This is a genomic window from Pseudomonas sp. Y5-11 (assembly GCF_022368695.1).
GTDB lineage: Bacteria > Pseudomonadota > Gammaproteobacteria > Pseudomonadales > Pseudomonadaceae > Aquipseudomonas > Aquipseudomonas parakoreensis.
On record NZ_CP058974.1, the window covers coordinates 5,482,876 to 5,497,177 of the forward strand.

Below are 14,302 nucleotides of genomic sequence, written 5' to 3' on the forward strand. Positions count from 1 at the left end.
CGGAGTCAAGCGATATGGAAAACAATTTGGAGAACCTGACCATTGGCGTTTTCGCCAGGACGGCCGGGGTCAATGTGGAGACCATCCGGTTCTATCAGCGCAAGGGCTTGCTCCCGGAACCGGACAAGCCTTACGGCAGCATTCGCCGCTATGGCGAGACGGATGTAACGCGGGTGCGCTTCGTGAAATCAGCCCAGCGGTTGGGCTTCAGCCTGGATGAGATCGCCGAGCTGCTGCGGCTGGAGGATGGCACCCATTGCGAGGAAGCCAGCAGCCTGGCCGAGCACAAGCTCAAGGACGTGCGCGAGAGGATGGCTGACCTGGCGCGCATGGAGGCCGTGCTGTCTGATTTGGTGTGCGCCTGCCATGCGCGGAAGGGGAACGTTTCCTGCCCGCTGATTGCGTCACTGCAAGGGAAGAAAGAACCGCGCAGTGCGGACGCGGTGTAGCCCGAGGGAACTACGCCTTAGCGTGCTTTATTTTCCGTTTTCTGAGGCGACTCCAACGTCAGAAAAGACCGTGCGGTCGACTTTTGATATTTCGTGCTGTCGCCTTCTGAAAGTGACAAACGGGCCAAGGAGAACATCGAGCGCTACTGCCTGGAACCCTACGGCATGAAACGGCTGGAGTCGGGCCACTACGAGTTGGCCATTTCGTATCGAAGCGACGACGAGCTGGACAAGACCGTGCACGACCTGCTGACCGAGATCAGCCAGGAAGCCGACATGCGCAACTGCTTCATCGAGGCGGATGCCTGGGAAGAAGGCACCGAGCGCAGGTGGTAGGGCTTACGTTGGTTTTTGGTTCCATTGCTCCCCAAACCCCACAAACCTCTTTCGTAATCCGGCATAAAGTCATTTTTGCGTCGTCTTGAATCGCCCATAGCGCTTGACCCTATAGCAGCTATAGGGTGTTCACTCGGGCATCTACTGCGTAAGTGAGATCCAGATGAATACCGCTCTCAGCATTGCCATTGATGAGGCCTTCTTCCAGGCTAGGAAAGCACTTAATGAAGAGGCGCCAACCGAGGCTTTCTCCTGGCTGGAGCGAGCCCACATATTGAGCCAGCGAATGCCTATTCTTCATGCTCAGAGCCATTGGCTGATGCTGAGGGCCGGCTGGCAGTTGCGCGACTTACGAAAGGTGCTCAGCCAAGTACCGCGAATCATGGCGGCCCTGCTGTTCTCGAAGATCTGGGTGCCGCTCGGAAACAGCGGGCGCGCCAGGGTCAGTGCTTTTGCGCCGATGCCTATTTCACCGGAGCTGCAGCGACTTCTTCAAGGAGAAATGCAATGAGGTCGTCTCCTAGATCACCTCTTGTTGCTCCTGGGTTCTGGTGGATGCTATCGCTAGCCATTGCCTCGGCCGACCTAGCGTTGAAAAGCGCAATTACGGGTTCGCTCCCGGTCGGCACCGTGATTCCTCTCACCCCGTTCTTCAACCTGGTTCACTTCTGGAATACCGGTGCAGCGTTCAGCTTCCTGGCTGACGCGGGTGGTTGGCAGCGTTACTTCTTCATTGTCATAGCTTTGGTCGTTTCGATCGTGCTGGCTCTGATATTGCGTAAACGCAGAGCCAAAAGCGAAGCCCTAGGCTATAGCCTTATCTTGGGCGGGGCAGTTGGGAATCTGATTGATCGCGCATTTCGAGGCCATGTAATCGACTACCTGGATTTTTACTGGCTGTCCTGGCATTGGCCTGCGTTTAACCTGGCGGATATTGCTATCGTCGGTGGCGCCGCCATGTTGATCCTGAGCAGTTTGCTAAGCCCAAATGCGGAAGCCGGCCGAGTCAACGAATGAAAGGCTCGCTCTCAACGGATACCGTACGCTGGGCAGGCCAGGCCTGGATAGGGCCCGGCATCGGCATCTTTCATGGCCGTGCCGGCCACCAGGAGTGGCACCACCATCAGGCGCATCAGATTTCAGTGGGCCTCGATTCACCTGTATCGGTTGAAACCCCGTTGGGCATTCAAACAGGGGCTGCCATCTTCATCGCCGCGGGCCTGAAACACCGGATCAGTGCTGGTCGAGTGCTGTCGATCTATCTGGATGCACTATCCGATGAAGCCCCAACTATGCGGGGTACCGAAGAAGCAAGGGTAGTCGTGATCGCCCCGGCGGACGTAGTAGCGATTATCGATATGCTGCGCGAGACAGGACATACCGCTCTCCAGGTTAGGACGGGGGTGCGCCAGGCACTGCGGCTACCCGATCCACCGATTCCAGATCCTCGCTTGACAAAGGTGATTGAAGCGCTGCATAGAGGCCAAATGAGGCGCGAAGAAATGGCCGCGTTGGTGCATTTATCCCCTACACGGTTTTCCCATTGGTTCGTGGAACAGACAGGCTTGCCGCTGCGCAGCTATGCGAAATGGTTACGTCTCACACAAGCCCTACAGCACCTAGCCAAAGGGGGTCTACTCACTGAAGCGGCCCATGAGGCGGGCTTTTCTGACTCGGCACATTTCTCCCGGACATTCCGGGCACTGCTGGGCATCGATCCTTCCTCCGCCCTGGCTGAAGTCGATCTTCAGGGGTCGTAGCTCTTTCGTTCAAGCCGAAAGCGGACCTTCCCACATACAGTCATGGCTCCCTACTCAGGAGCTGAGCGATGTCTATTCCCTTGCGATTCGCCATACGGTGGCTGAGCTATCCACTTGTGTTTGGCGGCTGTGCCTCCTTCATGATTTGGGCGCTGTATGCAGGTATACCGTATTGGCCCACCACACCCATAGTCGCCGCGGCGGGGCTGCTACTCATTGCTGGCTTGGAGCGCATCCAGCCTTTTCGGCGAGCCTGGCTGGAAGATCATCAGGACACCCTGACGGATCTGCTGCACATGCTGGTGAACCTGTCTGTCATTCAATTTACTGCAGAATTTCTGGCTAAGTTAGGCGATGCGGTACCGGCTTCGGTTCGGCTCTTTCCGATCGAGAGCCCATTGTGGCTGCAATTGCTACTAGTCGCCGCCGTGCTCGACTTGAGCCTGTATGTGATGCACCGCATCAGCCACCGGGTGCATTGGCTGTGGCGCTTTCACATGATCCATCACAGCGCTGAGCGGCTCTACTGGATGAACGGAGAACGTCGACATCCTCTGCATGCGGCGTTGATGGCCGGGCCGGGGCTGGTGGTTTTGCTCATATCTGGAGCTCCGTCTGCCGTAGTCGCAACGTGGTTTGGGATCCTAACCGTCCATCTGGCCTTTCAGCATTCGAACCTGGACTACAGCGTGGGTTGGCTGCGGCATGTGCTAGGGGTTGCTGAGGTCCATCGTTGGCACCATAAGCGCGACTTCGAAGACGCTCAGGTCAACTTCGGTGAGTTTTCAACTGTGTGGGATCAGATGTTTGGAACCTTCTACGACAGCGCCGGGAAGCTGGGCGAGGCTGAGGTTGGATTGCATGAAAAGGACTACCCCAGAAATTATTTCGGGCAATTTATTGATCCTGTTCATCCAACATCTGCTTACCCGGCCGGTCACAATTCTTCAGAGCAGGATGAAATCCGCAACACGTAGCTAGAACGGGTGGAGTCAGCAATGCCAAACATACCGCGTGACACCGGATTGGACAGTACTTGGGCCTTTTTGCGAGATCCCTACCGATTTATCTCCACGCGCAGTAAGTTTCATCAATCGCCTGTGTTTCAAACTCGCTTGATATTACAGAAAACTCTGTGCCTAACAGGTGCCGAAGCTGCTCGCTTGATTTGCGACCCTGACCGATTCGTTCGCCAGAACGCTGCGCCCAAGCGACTGCAAAAAACCTTATTCGGACAAGACGGTGTCCAAGGTTTGGACGGTGATGCGCATCGTCACCGAAAGGCCCTCTTCATGGGAGTGCTCACACCCGCGAACGTGCAGGAACTAGCAGAGTTGAGCGAGGTTCGTTGGAGGGAGTATGCGCGAACTTGGCGTCCCGGTGAGTCAATCGTCCTCTACGAGATTGCTCGCGAAATTCTATGCCGCACCGTATGCGACTGGGCCGGTGCTCCAATCGCTGAAAGAGATGTTCAACAATGGACTCAAGATCTTGCAGCTCTCTATGAGCACGCCGGCGCGATCGGTCTGCAGCACTGGCAGGCACGGAAGGCACGTCGCCGATTGGAGCAATGGGCGGCAGAGCTCGTCGAGTCCACTCGCGCCGCTCCCCCTACACCCGAGCAATCGCCTCTCGAACGCATCGCCCATTACAAGGACCAGCACGGACAGCCGTTGGATCTACATACCGCATCAGTGGAACTACTAAATCTGCTGCGGCCGACGGTAGCCGTCTCTGTATTCATAACCTTTGCAGCGCTAGCGCTGCACAAGCACCCGTTCTGTCTGAGAAACCTGCAGTCGGGAGATGAAAGAGATATAGGTTGCTTTGTGCAGGAAGTGCGGCGTTTCTACCCCTTCTTCCCAGCGATCAGCGCTCGCGTGAAAGAAGATTTTCTATGGGAAGGATTTGCCTTTGGCAGGGGCACCTTAGTCCTGCTGGACTTATACGGAACCAATCACGATTCCCAGCTCTGGGAGGAGGCAGATCGTTTCAAGCCTGAGCGCTTTCGATCCAACTCTCCGTCGCCATACTGCTTCATCCCACAAGGACCAGGCGACCCGCATGTTAACCATCGCTGTCCAGGTGAAGGCGTCGCCGTCGCATTGATGAGCGTTGCTGTTCGCTTCCTGGCTCGCTCGCTCCAATATGAGGTTCCCGAACAGGATCTATCAATCACCTGGGACCGATTGCCGGCACTGCCCCGAAGCCACTTCGTCATGCGGAATGCGCGAATCACAATGTAAGTTTGGTGTTTAACGAAGCGAGTCTCGCCCATCTCAAGATATGAACGGTGGGGCATGGCGTTGAGCTGCCCAGCGCAACCACGGCAATCGGGGAATACTCAGAATAAGCTGTTCACAGTCATTCCCCAATTGAGTCATTTCCGAGGGCCGTTCTGACTTATTGTCGCTTGGTATCGTCCAGATTCAGCGCAACGGGCAGGTCAGTCGGTGCCAGACAAATGCCCTCGTCACTGCAGGCCTGCACCCGTACAATCATTTCGAGCCTGCCTACCTTTTCCAGCACGGCGGTCTGTTTTTCGTCGGGCCGCAGCCGAATACTTGCACCGTCGTCATACACCTCTAGGGCGGTGTCACTCAGCACAATGTCACTGACCCGGCCGCGCGGGTACTGCGTCGGGATTATAAGCGCCTGGCCGTTGACTGAAGAGCTGACGACGGTGGGAATCAGGAATTCCATGGAGGCCGGATTTGCATTCACATGCCAGCCCGGTTGAATGTTCAGTGTTAAAACGAAATCACCCGTCTTTCCCGCCATTGCTGCGGCGCCTCCCGCAACAGTGAGGCGGACCTTATCAGCGGAATTTGCCAACCCTGCTCGGGTCGGCACCGGGACTTCAAGACCGGCACGTTCAGTCTGGGCAGCGTCGAGGTTGTTTCCGTTGGTGTCGATCAACATGAACGCAGCGATCGCGATCGCAAAAACCACTACTCCAGCTAGCAATCCTTTTTGTCGAATCACCATGATTGGGTCTCCAGTATCTAAGGTTGTGGGTTTCCGGTGCGATTGATAGCTTCGACCAAGCTGTCGGTGTCAAAAAGCCCCGTGAAACGGGCGATAACGGTGTCGTCACGGTCAACAACCACTGCGAAGGGTAAGGCCTGCCCGCCGGTCGCAGTTAATAGCGCATCTTTTTCTGGGTTGCTCGCTGTCACGTCAACTTGTATGGGCACCATCTTGGTGCGCCGCACGGCTTCGGCCACAGCGGCCTCCTGGTAGACCGTGCGCTCAAGTATCTTGCAGTTGATGCACCAGTCGGCGGTGAACTCCAGCAAATAGGGTGTGCCCTGGGCTTTTGTCTCCGTCAGTAGTTTTGCGGAGTAGGGTTGCCAGACGAGTTCGTCTTCGCTGTTGCCCAGCGGGGATGCGAATTCCACAGTCATCGCAAGGGCAAGGCCTGCCGCCGTTGTGGTGATCACACGCACGGTACCATTACCCTGGACGAAACGGCGGGCACCCCAGGCCAGCACCAGGGCCAGCCAAGACCACCATAGCCAGGTATAAACCGCTTTGGGCACCAGGCTCGCGCTGAAAAAGACGGCTGCGGCCAGCAAGACCAACGCGAGCACTTCTCTAATGACCAGGGTCCAGGGCCCCGCCTTGGGCAACCGGCTCAGCCAATCGGGTTTGAGCATCAATGCTGCGTAGGGCAGCGACAACCCCAGCCCGATACTGCCGAATATCCCCATACTTACCGGCGTCGGCTGGGTAACGGCAAAGGCTAGGACTCCACCAAGGAAAGGACCGGCGCAGGGTGCGGCCAAAACCGCACTCAATAACCCAGATACGAATGCTTCAAAGTAGCGCCGGCCATGGACCGAGGCGGCGAACGCCGGGATCGGGATGGGCAAATCCAGCCAGGTGACCACCGCAAACCCGACCATCAAGGCAACAAGGACACCAACGAACACCGCAGACTGAAACAAAGTGCCCCAGCTCCACTGCAGAAGTGCGGTCAGTCCGCCCAACGTCAGGAAAAACGCGAGCGTTCCTGCGGTGAACGCCAATGCCGCCAGCACGCGGTGCGATCGTTGGCTGCCCGCCTCTCGTAAGATGGTCCGGACCTTAATGGGAATTGCAGGCAAAACGCAGGGCGTCAGGTTGAGCAGCAAACCTGCCACTATCGCCATTAAGAGCTGGCCGGCGATGAGTAAAGAGGGAATTTGATCCATCACTCAGCTATTCCCAGCCCCTTCCCACCCTTCCTGGCCGGAACGTCCGGTCTGACCCCGCCATTGGCTGCTTGCATACTTAAACAGCAGATTTTTTGAGTGCTCATATCTCTTCTCCATATAGACCCCGTCCTTTGAGTTATTGGCAAACGTCAGCTATCGGTAACGATTATCGCATCGGCTTCAGGCATCGCGAAGAGCTGAGATGACATTAAGGAGACGCTGAACAATTAGCCAATTCTCACCGTCCCCCCTTTTTCAACCCGGTTTTTTCAACCTACCGGCCTTATTCTGCGTTTCTTGGGCCGATTTCTACCCTGATTTTGCTGATTAGCGGGCCAGCCCCGCCTTTCGGACGGACTTATCCCGCCGTCCGTTGCAAATACCGCTTGGCCAGTACCAGATTGGCCAACCCAAACAGACTGAACAACTGCGCCGTATTCTTTTCCAGTCCACGGTAGCGAACCTTACGATGATTGAAGCGCACCTTGATCACCTGGAAGGGATGCTCGACCTTGGCACGCAGCTGCGCCTTGGCGTATTCGACTTTGCGCTTGACTCGGTACAGCACGCTGTCTTTGCCGTGATGTTTGTAACTGCTTGGCCGTGCTGCAATCGACCAGACAACGTCCCGTTCAGCATGCTCCGGTCGCTTGGCCGCACCAGTGTATCCAGCGTCACCCGAAACATAGGTTTCGGCGCCGTGCAGCAACTGATCGACCTGGGTGACATCCGCCACGTTGGCGGCAGTCCCTACCACGCTGTGCACGAGTCCCGATGTGGCGTCGACACCAACGTGGGCCTTCATCCCGAAGTGCCATTGATTGCCTTTCTTGGCCTGATGCATCTCAGGATCACGCTTACCTTCTCGGTTCTTGACCGAGGGCGGCGCGGCGATCAGGGTAGCGTCGACGATAGTGCCTTCCTTGAGCAGCAGACCCCGGCTGGCCAGATGCTGGTTAATCGTTTCAAACAGCACCCGCGTTAGCTGATGGGTTTCCAGCAAGCGGCGAAATCGCAACAAGGTAGTGGCATCCGGTGCCGACTCACGGCCCAGGTCGATGCCGATGAAACCACGAATGGCCTGGCTGTCGTAGACGGCATCTTCGGTACCTTCATCGGAGAGACCGAAACACTGCTGCACGACATACATGCGCAGCATGCGCGACAACCCAATCGCAGGGCGTCCACGCTTGCCTGTGGTGTCGCTATAGAACGGCGCCACTTGCGCCTCCACTTGTGCCCAGGGCACCAGCTGTTCAAGGTCAGCCAGGAAGCGATCTCGGCGAGTCTGCTTTTTCTTGCCGGTATATTCGAGTTCGGAGAAGGTCTTCTGCACGCGCGTAACAAAGCTCATGGAGGGGGCTGGTTGAGGGGGCTCAGTGTGCCAAGGGTGGGGGCGGCTGGCTATTTATGCAGTGTCTCCTTAAAGAATTTTACACAGGCGAGGCAGATGCTTGGTTAGTGCCACTCTGGGTATGCTAAAAACCTAGCGGCTTACCATTTTCATACGACTAGCCAACAACTAAATATAAGTCTGTTCACGCTGAGGCCCACAATCGCTCAATGAGCAGCTGCACGCACCGAGCCTACTGGTCCTCTCAAGAATAAGTAATGGCCTATAAACAATCCCCTAGGGATGGTCTGAAGTAGCCATGTATTTCTGGCTGACTTCAGCTTCCGCCGATTTTGAAAGCGGAAAATCGACCAAAAATGATCAGATCACCGCTCATTTCTGTGTTTTTAGCCGCCGCGAGCACCTCGCGGCGGCCATTCCCCGCATTACAGGCGCACCTCTCCCGCGTTGGTCAGTAACCGTCGGCGCGCCTTCCACAGATTCGACAGCGCGAACAGCGTGACCAACTGAGCGGTGTTCTTCACCAGCCCGCGGAACCGCACCTTGGTATAGCCAAACTGCCGCTTGATCACGCGGAACGGGTGCTCGACCTTGGCGCGTACTTGGGGCTTTGGCCTTCTCGATCTTGCGCTTGGCTTTGTATAGCGCGCTGCGCTTATCGAGCTTCTTGTAGGTGATGCGGCGTGCCGCAACCTGCCAGATCACCTGACGCCCCTCATGCTCGGGACGCTTCTCAACGCCGGTGTAACCAGCGTCGGCGCAAACCACATTCTCGTCGCCGTGCAGCAGCTTATCGACCTGGGTGACATCCGCCACGTTGGCCGCCGTGCCCACCACGCTGTGCACCAAGCCCGATTCGTCATCCACGCCGATGTGCGCCTTCATGCCGAAGTAGTATTGCTGGCCTTTCTTGGTCTGGTGCATCTCCGGGTCGCGCTTGCCGTCCTTGTTCTTGGTTGAACTCGGCGCGTTGATCAGTGTGGCATCGACGATAGTGCCTTGGCGCAGCGACAGGCCGTGGTCACCCAGGTGGCCGTTGATCACAGCCAGGATGCCGGCAGCCAGCTCATGTTTCTCCAGCCCGGCTTTGGAGCTTTTTCCTGCGAGCCAATGCCATATGTAGACAAATCCCTTCCTTCTCACCCGATACAGAGTCTGCTCGCTGTGAGAATGGCAAGCGTTATGTATCCAACCGATGATACTGCCGAATTCGACGGAGCAGGAGCAGGCCGAGTCCGAGTGCGGTCAGGCCAAGGACAGGCCAATCCCGCCAGCGCACATAAGGGGGCGCGCCAGTTCGCGGTGTCACTTCGGCGCTGAGGGTGGCCACTTCGAACTGCGGAGCACGCTTGAGCACTTTGCCCTCATGATTGATGGCTGCTGTGATACCGGTGTTCGTGGCTCGAAGAAGGTCACGTCCGGTTTCGATGGCACGCATGCGTGCCATCTGGAAATGCTGGAGGGGGCCGAGCGAGCTGCCGAACCAGGCATCGTTGCTGACATTCACCAGTAACTGCGCTTCGGGCAGAAGCTCAGTGACTTCGGCACCAAAGACCGCCTCGTAGCAGATGAGTGCCCCTACGGGCACCCCTGCTGCATTCAGGACGTGCGCTTCCCGTCCCGGTGTGAAGTCGGACATGGGCGCCCCGAGCACGTCGAGGGCCGACCCCAAAAGATCCCGAAACGGAACATATTCACCGAAGGGCACCAGGTGGCGTTTGTAGTAGAAGCCTGAGGGATCGGAGAGGCTTACCACGGCGTTGTAGGTACGGCCCTCCGCCTCGCGTACCGGGACGCCAATCATTAACGATGTGCCTGCCTGATCGGCTAACGCCTCAAGCTCAGCAAGATATGCTTTGGCCTGGTCATGCCACATCGGGATTGCCGCTTCTGGCCAGATCACGATATCGGCTCCGAGATGCTGCGCGGTAAGCGCCTGATAGCGCTCAAGTGTGATGTCCCGGTATCTCGGGTCCCATTTCTTGTCTTGCGCGATGTTTCCTTGCAAGAGGACGACATCGATCGGGTCAGCGGCTGGCTGCGTCCATTCACGATCCAGCAGTTGCAAGCCGGCGAGGGTAGCGACTAACACGGCACCGACTACCGCAGCACGGCGCAGGCTTGGCCCCTGGACAACCCAGGCAAGCCCGCCAGCGAGAAGTGCCACCAGTAAACTCACGCCAAGCACGCCAAAGACGGGAGCGATAGTGGCAAGTGTGGTGTCGGTCTGGCTGTAGCCAATGAAGAGCCAGGGAAAGCCGGTCAAGAACCAGGTGCGCATCCATTCACTCAACACCCATGCCGCAGGTAGCCCTAGCCAGAGTGCCATTGCATCCATCTCAGGGCGCAGGCAGCGCACGAGGTACGCGACGCCCCATGGAAAGAGGGCGAGCAGCGAGACAAAGGCCGCCGTGACTAACACCGCCACCACGGGGCCATTGCCGTACTGGCTAATGCTGATAAAGACCCAGGAGACACCCACGCCGAAGTAGCCAAGGCCAAAGAGGTAGGCCGACCACAGCGCCTGACGCCTTGAAGACTGCGCGGTCAGGACAAAAAATGTTGCCAGAGCGATCACCGCAAGCCATGCCCAGCCCACAGGGGCAAAGGCAAGCGGCATGGCGCCTCCAGCAAGTAGAGCCATCCCCCCTGTCAGAAGCGGCTTATAGCGCACGCCCGTGTATAGGCTAGAGGGTAGCGCGCACTTATCACCCAATGCTCTCTCGCCTCCGAATCCAGGATCAACCCTGTGGCTCATGCTTTCTTGCTCCGCTTAATCAAGCTGCGTCAATTCATTCGGCCGGCTGGCCAGGGTGGCAAAGTGAATGTTTCTGGACTCGACTAGGTGCGCCGTAAGCTGGGAGCTGCTTCGTATTCGGCCAGCACGACAGTGGCTGTGTTGGGGAGCAGTACGTTAGCTTTGCGATACCACCCCTTCCAAGCCCGCTGATACCAGAACGAACAGGACGAAGCCGCCTATGAAAGCCAGCGGTGAGATGTGCGTATCGTCACCGCTCTCGTGAGCCTCGGAGACCATATCTTCGATGGCAGCGACCGTGAGAAGGCCTGCCGTGAACGTCAGTGCCGCTAGCTTAAATGCCTCCGGCTGGTTCCTGAGTACGAAGTAAGCAAAGACGGCTGCCGAGAGCACAGGAATCGCGAAGGAAGCAGAGAGCAGTATCCGCTTGCTACGAGGGATTCCTTTATCTTTCATGGTGGCGATCGTCGCAAAGCCCTCAGGAACATCGGCGAGAACCTGACCCGCCGCCAGGATTATCGCGACCGACGGTGAGACCGCCGACCCCGCCCCGATCAGGAGGCCATCGCTGAACAGGTCGATGGATACGGCGATATAGATCATCCAGACACTCGTCTGACCGCCTTCTCCCTGCTGGCCTTGTCGCTTCTGGAGACTCTCAACGAGCTTCTCGATACCTACGTAAGCAATGCCGCCCAGCGCGAAAGCGAGGGCGATTACCCAGGCTGAGAGGTTCTCTAGCACGCGCGGCATGATTTCAACCGCCACCACCGCAATGACGAGGCCGGCAGCGCCGTGAAGGGCGTAATTGAGACGGCGCCCGGTAGTTCGGGAGGCCTCCGCAGCGAGCCCACCACTAAAATTGCCTAAGGCGGGCAACAGCGCCAGGCCGAGTACCAGCCAGATACTATCCATCATCTTCCTTGGTTGATTCCTAGATACGCTACCTTGCTGGCTCCGAGCCTTCGCGCTATATGCTGTCGTTCAGGCCTAGCGCGCTTGTACAGCCACTTCGATCAAGTGTCCCAGGCATCGATAGCTGCGTACCGTGCAGCCTCACCCCTTGAGCGCCAGGATGCGCCGAGCGCCGTTGAGGACGATCAGGCCCACGATGGTACCGATAATCAGGTCGGGGTAGCTGGACCCCGTCCAGGCGACCAAGGCACCGGCGGCGATGACGCCCATGTTGATCACCACATCATTGGCCGAGAATATCCAGCTTGCCTTCATATGCGCGCCGCCTTCGCGGTGCTTGGATATCAACAGCAGGCAACCGGTATTGGCGATCAACGCGACGAAGGCGATCGCCATCATCATCAGCGATTCAGGCTCACTACCGAAAACAAAGCGTCGCACCACCTCGACGAGTACGCCGATAGCCAAAATCAGTTGCAGTACCCCTGCCAGATGCGCGGCACGTACCTGCATTTTCGCACTGCGCCCTACGGCATAGAGAGCCAGGCCATAGACGGCTGCATCGGCAAACATATCCAGGGAATCAGCGATCAGGCCGGTAGACTGGGCGATCAGGCCAGCAGTCATTTCCACCACGAACATGATCGCATTGATACCGAGCAACACGCGCAGAGTGCCTGACTCCTGCGTAGCAGAGACTGCCGAGCTCTCAGCGGCCTTGATCGTCTCTGGGTCGGCAATGACGGTTTCCTGAAGAGAGGCGCCTAGCCCCAAGGTCGCCAGTTTCGCGGTAATGGGCTCAGCCTCGCCGTCATGCACGACCTCCAATCGGCGGTTCGACAAGTCGAAGGACAGCGTTCGAATCTCATCAAAGCCGTTCAGCGCCAAGCGGATCATCCGTTCTTCTGAGGGACAATCCATCTTCGGCACAGCATACACGCTGACCCATTCCCCTGACGCTTCGGAGGAGACCGGCATATCGGTATCCGCTGCAGGCGTTGCATCGCAGCTACATGGGCCACCACAGGCTTTACTCACGATACGGCTCCAGTTAACCAACATAGATTGCTAGTATTAAAAACTATATAGCTACTATAAGGTCAATGGGACAGATGATCCGTTGAGGAGTAAGCCTGATGCGCATTGGTCAGTTAGCCCAGATAGCGGGTATCGACACGCAGACGATCCGCTTCTATGAGCAGCAGGGCCTGTTGCCGCCGCCAGAACGGCAGGAGAATGGTTACCGTGTCTATACCGAGAAGCATGGCGAGTGGCTTGCCTTTATCCGCCGCTGCCGAATTCTGGACCTGTCACTGACAGAGATTCGCGAGCTACAGAGCTATCAGGACGACCCTCGCCAGCCCTGTACCGCCGTCAACGCCATGCTCGATGACCACATCTCTCATGTGCGGTCGCAGATAACTGCTCTGCAAGCGCTTGAGCAACAACTCGTTTCACTGAGGGCGAGTTGCAACGAGGGTCGGGAGATCAATGCCTGCGGCATCCTGACGGGGATCAGCGAGGAGAGCAAACAACAGCTGTATAGGGCTAGCTCAGGCCGTAAGGACTGAGCAGAGACATGCCGGACCTTGCAGTGACATTGTGAATGCATGGTGTGTTGATCGCGAAGCCTCACTGCGTATCTCGGCATGCGAACCTGGGCGTTGCTGCAAACTTGCAGGGGCCGTGAAGAAGAGTCGTCATCAACCAGGTAATCCGCTGAGCTGATGGTTGGTTCCGTCATCATGATATGAGCCAATCAACCAAAAAATCCGGATACCCGCCAGGTCAAGCAAGCCGCGCCGCTCCAGATTCGGCGGCTGGTCGAGCTCGATGACTGGTTGGCTGCAGCGATCGCTGCGGCGCATGCCCGGGGCGATGGAGCGGCAGCGCTTCGCCACCAACGGGACCGAGCGCTGGTGCTGCTCGGATTCTGGCGTGGCTTTCGCGGCGATGAACTGCTGCGGCTGCTGGCGAACTCACGAGCGCACCGCGCTGGCCAGCGCGTCGCCGGAAGCTCTATGCGCCCATCTGCCTCTACTGGAAAACCAGGTCAGCAACGTCTGGTCGATGGGTAAGGATGGCCGCTCCTACTGGCCCATCAAGCGCCAGGCCGCCACGGCGGATCGCATTGCCAACCACAAGGGACGCAATCCGCAAGAGCGCGCCTCCCTGAAAAAGCGTCTGCTGCGCAAGTGGATGAGCAAATGAACCTGTCCACCATCGAGGCGCTGGCTATCGCTTGGGCGCGAATCGCTGAAGAAGCAGAACTCCCAGCCGGCTACGAGGGCACGGCGACGCCAGAGGCGCATCGGGCCTGCGAGGTGATCCAGGAGCGGATTCGAGAGCACGTCGTCGCCACCAATGACATGCGGCTGTTCGGCCTGCTGCACCTGCTTGGGCAGGCGTCGCTGCGCATGGAGCAAGCGCTGTGGCCGGAAGAATATGCGCGGATGACCCGCGAGGTCGAGGAAGCTCTCCGAGAGGCCGACGACCCCAACGCCAAGTCGTACAGGCTCACGAACTGAAGA

At 57.7% G+C, this 14,302-nt stretch carries 15 protein-coding genes and 2 pseudogenes; 10 read left to right on the forward strand and 7 right to left on the reverse strand.

From position 1 onward, the window contains the following. Positions 1–14: 14 nt before the first annotated feature. The 7 genes and pseudogenes from merR to HXW87_RS24620 all read left to right on the forward strand — a co-directional run bounded on the left by merR (position 15) and on the right by HXW87_RS24620 (position 4,791). Positions 15–449, forward strand: a complete 435-nt coding sequence (merR, locus tag HXW87_RS24590; protein WP_000429838.1) for an Hg(II)-responsive transcriptional regulator — start codon at positions 15–17, stop codon at positions 447–449. Positions 450–566: 117 nt separating this feature from the next. Beyond that, a pseudogene (locus HXW87_RS24595) lies at positions 567–785 on the forward strand (recombinase family protein); the annotation flags it as partial. Positions 786–948: 163 nt separating this feature from the next. Next, the gene (locus HXW87_RS24600; protein WP_044727165.1) at positions 949–1,296 is read left to right on the forward strand and encodes a DUF3703 domain-containing protein; all 348 of its coding nucleotides are present in this window, start codon (positions 949–951) and stop codon (positions 1,294–1,296) included. Further along, positions 1,293–1,802, forward strand: coding sequence for a signal peptidase II (lspA, locus tag HXW87_RS24605; protein WP_023083083.1), 510 nt, complete (start codon positions 1,293–1,295; stop codon positions 1,800–1,802). Before HXW87_RS24600 ends, lspA begins: the two co-directional genes overlap by 4 nt. Next, complete coding sequence (locus HXW87_RS24610) at positions 1,799–2,545, forward strand: AraC family transcriptional regulator (protein WP_023083084.1); 747 nt, start codon at positions 1,799–1,801, stop codon at positions 2,543–2,545. The genes lspA and HXW87_RS24610 overlap by 4 nt, the downstream gene beginning before the upstream one ends. Positions 2,546–2,613: 68 nt before the next feature. Next, positions 2,614–3,522 (forward strand): sterol desaturase family protein, encoded by a 909-nt coding sequence (locus tag HXW87_RS24615; RefSeq protein ID WP_023083085.1) that lies wholly within the window; start codon positions 2,614–2,616, stop codon positions 3,520–3,522. Between the two features lie 21 nt (positions 3,523–3,543). Further along, positions 3,544–4,791 (forward strand): cytochrome P450, encoded by a 1,248-nt coding sequence (locus HXW87_RS24620; RefSeq protein ID WP_023083086.1) that lies wholly within the window; start codon positions 3,544–3,546, stop codon positions 4,789–4,791. A gap of 157 nt (positions 4,792–4,948) precedes the next feature. Here HXW87_RS24620 and HXW87_RS24625 read toward each other — a convergent pair whose 3' ends face one another. The 7 genes and pseudogenes from HXW87_RS24625 to HXW87_RS24655 all read right to left on the reverse strand — a co-directional run bounded on the left by HXW87_RS24625 (position 4,949) and on the right by HXW87_RS24655 (position 12,809). Next, the gene (locus HXW87_RS24625; RefSeq protein ID WP_017246245.1) at positions 4,949–5,533 is read right to left on the reverse strand and encodes a protein-disulfide reductase DsbD domain-containing protein; all 585 of its coding nucleotides are present in this window, start codon (positions 5,531–5,533) and stop codon (positions 4,949–4,951) included. Between the two features lie 17 nt (positions 5,534–5,550). Continuing rightward, positions 5,551–6,741 carry a cytochrome c biogenesis protein CcdA gene (locus HXW87_RS24630; RefSeq protein WP_017246246.1) on the reverse strand — a complete coding sequence of 397 codons (1,191 nt, stop codon included), beginning with the start codon at positions 6,739–6,741 and terminating at the stop codon, positions 5,551–5,553. Between the two features lie 361 nt (positions 6,742–7,102). Continuing rightward, positions 7,103–8,098 carry an IS5-like element ISPsp6 family transposase gene (locus tag HXW87_RS24635; protein WP_003282265.1) on the reverse strand — a complete coding sequence of 332 codons (996 nt, stop codon included), beginning with the start codon at positions 8,096–8,098 and terminating at the stop codon, positions 7,103–7,105. Positions 8,099–8,523: 425 nt separating this feature from the next. Next, a pseudogene (locus tag HXW87_RS24640) lies at positions 8,524–9,178 on the reverse strand (IS5 family transposase); the annotation flags it as partial. A gap of 100 nt (positions 9,179–9,278) precedes the next feature. Next, positions 9,279–10,718 (reverse strand): apolipoprotein N-acyltransferase, encoded by a 1,440-nt coding sequence (gene lnt / locus HXW87_RS24645; RefSeq protein WP_134438373.1) that lies wholly within the window; start codon positions 10,716–10,718, stop codon positions 9,279–9,281. Positions 10,719–11,012: 294 nt separating this feature from the next. After that, positions 11,013–11,771, reverse strand: a complete 759-nt coding sequence (locus HXW87_RS24650) for a ZIP family metal transporter (RefSeq protein ID WP_008928738.1) — start codon at positions 11,769–11,771, stop codon at positions 11,013–11,015. 141 nt (positions 11,772–11,912) lie between these two features. After that, positions 11,913–12,809 (reverse strand): cation transporter, encoded by an 897-nt coding sequence (locus HXW87_RS24655; protein WP_008928737.1) that lies wholly within the window; start codon positions 12,807–12,809, stop codon positions 11,913–11,915. 98 nt (positions 12,810–12,907) lie between these two features. Here HXW87_RS24655 and cadR point away from each other — a divergent pair, with 98 nt between their 5' ends. The 3 genes from cadR to HXW87_RS24670 all read left to right on the forward strand — a co-directional run bounded on the left by cadR (position 12,908) and on the right by HXW87_RS24670 (position 14,299). Beyond that, complete coding sequence (gene cadR, locus HXW87_RS24660; RefSeq protein ID WP_008175821.1) at positions 12,908–13,342, forward strand: Cd(II)/Pb(II)-responsive transcriptional regulator; 435 nt, start codon at positions 12,908–12,910, stop codon at positions 13,340–13,342. A gap of 262 nt (positions 13,343–13,604) precedes the next feature. Further along, positions 13,605–13,982: a hypothetical protein gene (locus HXW87_RS29620; RefSeq protein WP_306464267.1), complete on the forward strand. Its 378-nt coding sequence runs from the start codon at positions 13,605–13,607 to the stop codon at positions 13,980–13,982. Next, positions 13,979–14,299, forward strand: coding sequence for a hypothetical protein (locus HXW87_RS24670; RefSeq protein WP_134438374.1), 321 nt, complete (start codon positions 13,979–13,981; stop codon positions 14,297–14,299). Before HXW87_RS29620 ends, HXW87_RS24670 begins: the two co-directional genes overlap by 4 nt. The last annotated feature ends 3 nt before the right edge of the window (positions 14,300–14,302 follow it).

Excerpts from the sequence above, each read along its gene's own strand:
- merR (WP_000429838.1), top strand. The coding sequence starts at position 15 with ATGGAAAACAATTTGGAGAACCTGACCATTGGCGTTTTCGCCAGGACG.
- HXW87_RS24600 (WP_044727165.1), top strand. The coding sequence starts at position 949 with ATGAATACCGCTCTCAGCATTGCCATTGATGAGGCCTTCTTCCAGGCT.
- lspA (WP_023083083.1), top strand. The coding sequence starts at position 1,293 with ATGAGGTCGTCTCCTAGATCACCTCTTGTTGCTCCTGGGTTCTGGTGG.
- HXW87_RS24610 (WP_023083084.1), top strand. The coding sequence starts at position 1,799 with ATGAAAGGCTCGCTCTCAACGGATACCGTACGCTGGGCAGGCCAGGCC.
- HXW87_RS24615 (WP_023083085.1), top strand. The coding sequence starts at position 2,614 with ATGTCTATTCCCTTGCGATTCGCCATACGGTGGCTGAGCTATCCACTT.
- HXW87_RS24620 (WP_023083086.1), top strand. The coding sequence starts at position 3,544 with ATGCCAAACATACCGCGTGACACCGGATTGGACAGTACTTGGGCCTTT.
- HXW87_RS24625 (WP_017246245.1), bottom strand. The coding sequence starts at position 5,533 with ATGGTGATTCGACAAAAAGGATTGCTAGCTGGAGTAGTGGTTTTTGCG.
- HXW87_RS24630 (WP_017246246.1), bottom strand. The coding sequence starts at position 6,741 with ATGGATCAAATTCCCTCTTTACTCATCGCCGGCCAGCTCTTAATGGCG.
- HXW87_RS24635 (WP_003282265.1), bottom strand. The coding sequence starts at position 8,098 with ATGAGCTTTGTTACGCGCGTGCAGAAGACCTTCTCCGAACTCGAATAT.
- lnt (WP_134438373.1), bottom strand. The coding sequence starts at position 10,718 with ATGCCGCTTGCCTTTGCCCCTGTGGGCTGGGCATGGCTTGCGGTGATC.
- HXW87_RS24650 (WP_008928738.1), bottom strand. The coding sequence starts at position 11,771 with ATGGATAGTATCTGGCTGGTACTCGGCCTGGCGCTGTTGCCCGCCTTA.
- cadR (WP_008175821.1), top strand. The coding sequence starts at position 12,908 with ATGCGCATTGGTCAGTTAGCCCAGATAGCGGGTATCGACACGCAGACG.
- HXW87_RS29620 (WP_306464267.1), top strand. The coding sequence starts at position 13,605 with ATGACTGGTTGGCTGCAGCGATCGCTGCGGCGCATGCCCGGGGCGATG.
- HXW87_RS24670 (WP_134438374.1), top strand. The coding sequence starts at position 13,979 with ATGAACCTGTCCACCATCGAGGCGCTGGCTATCGCTTGGGCGCGAATC.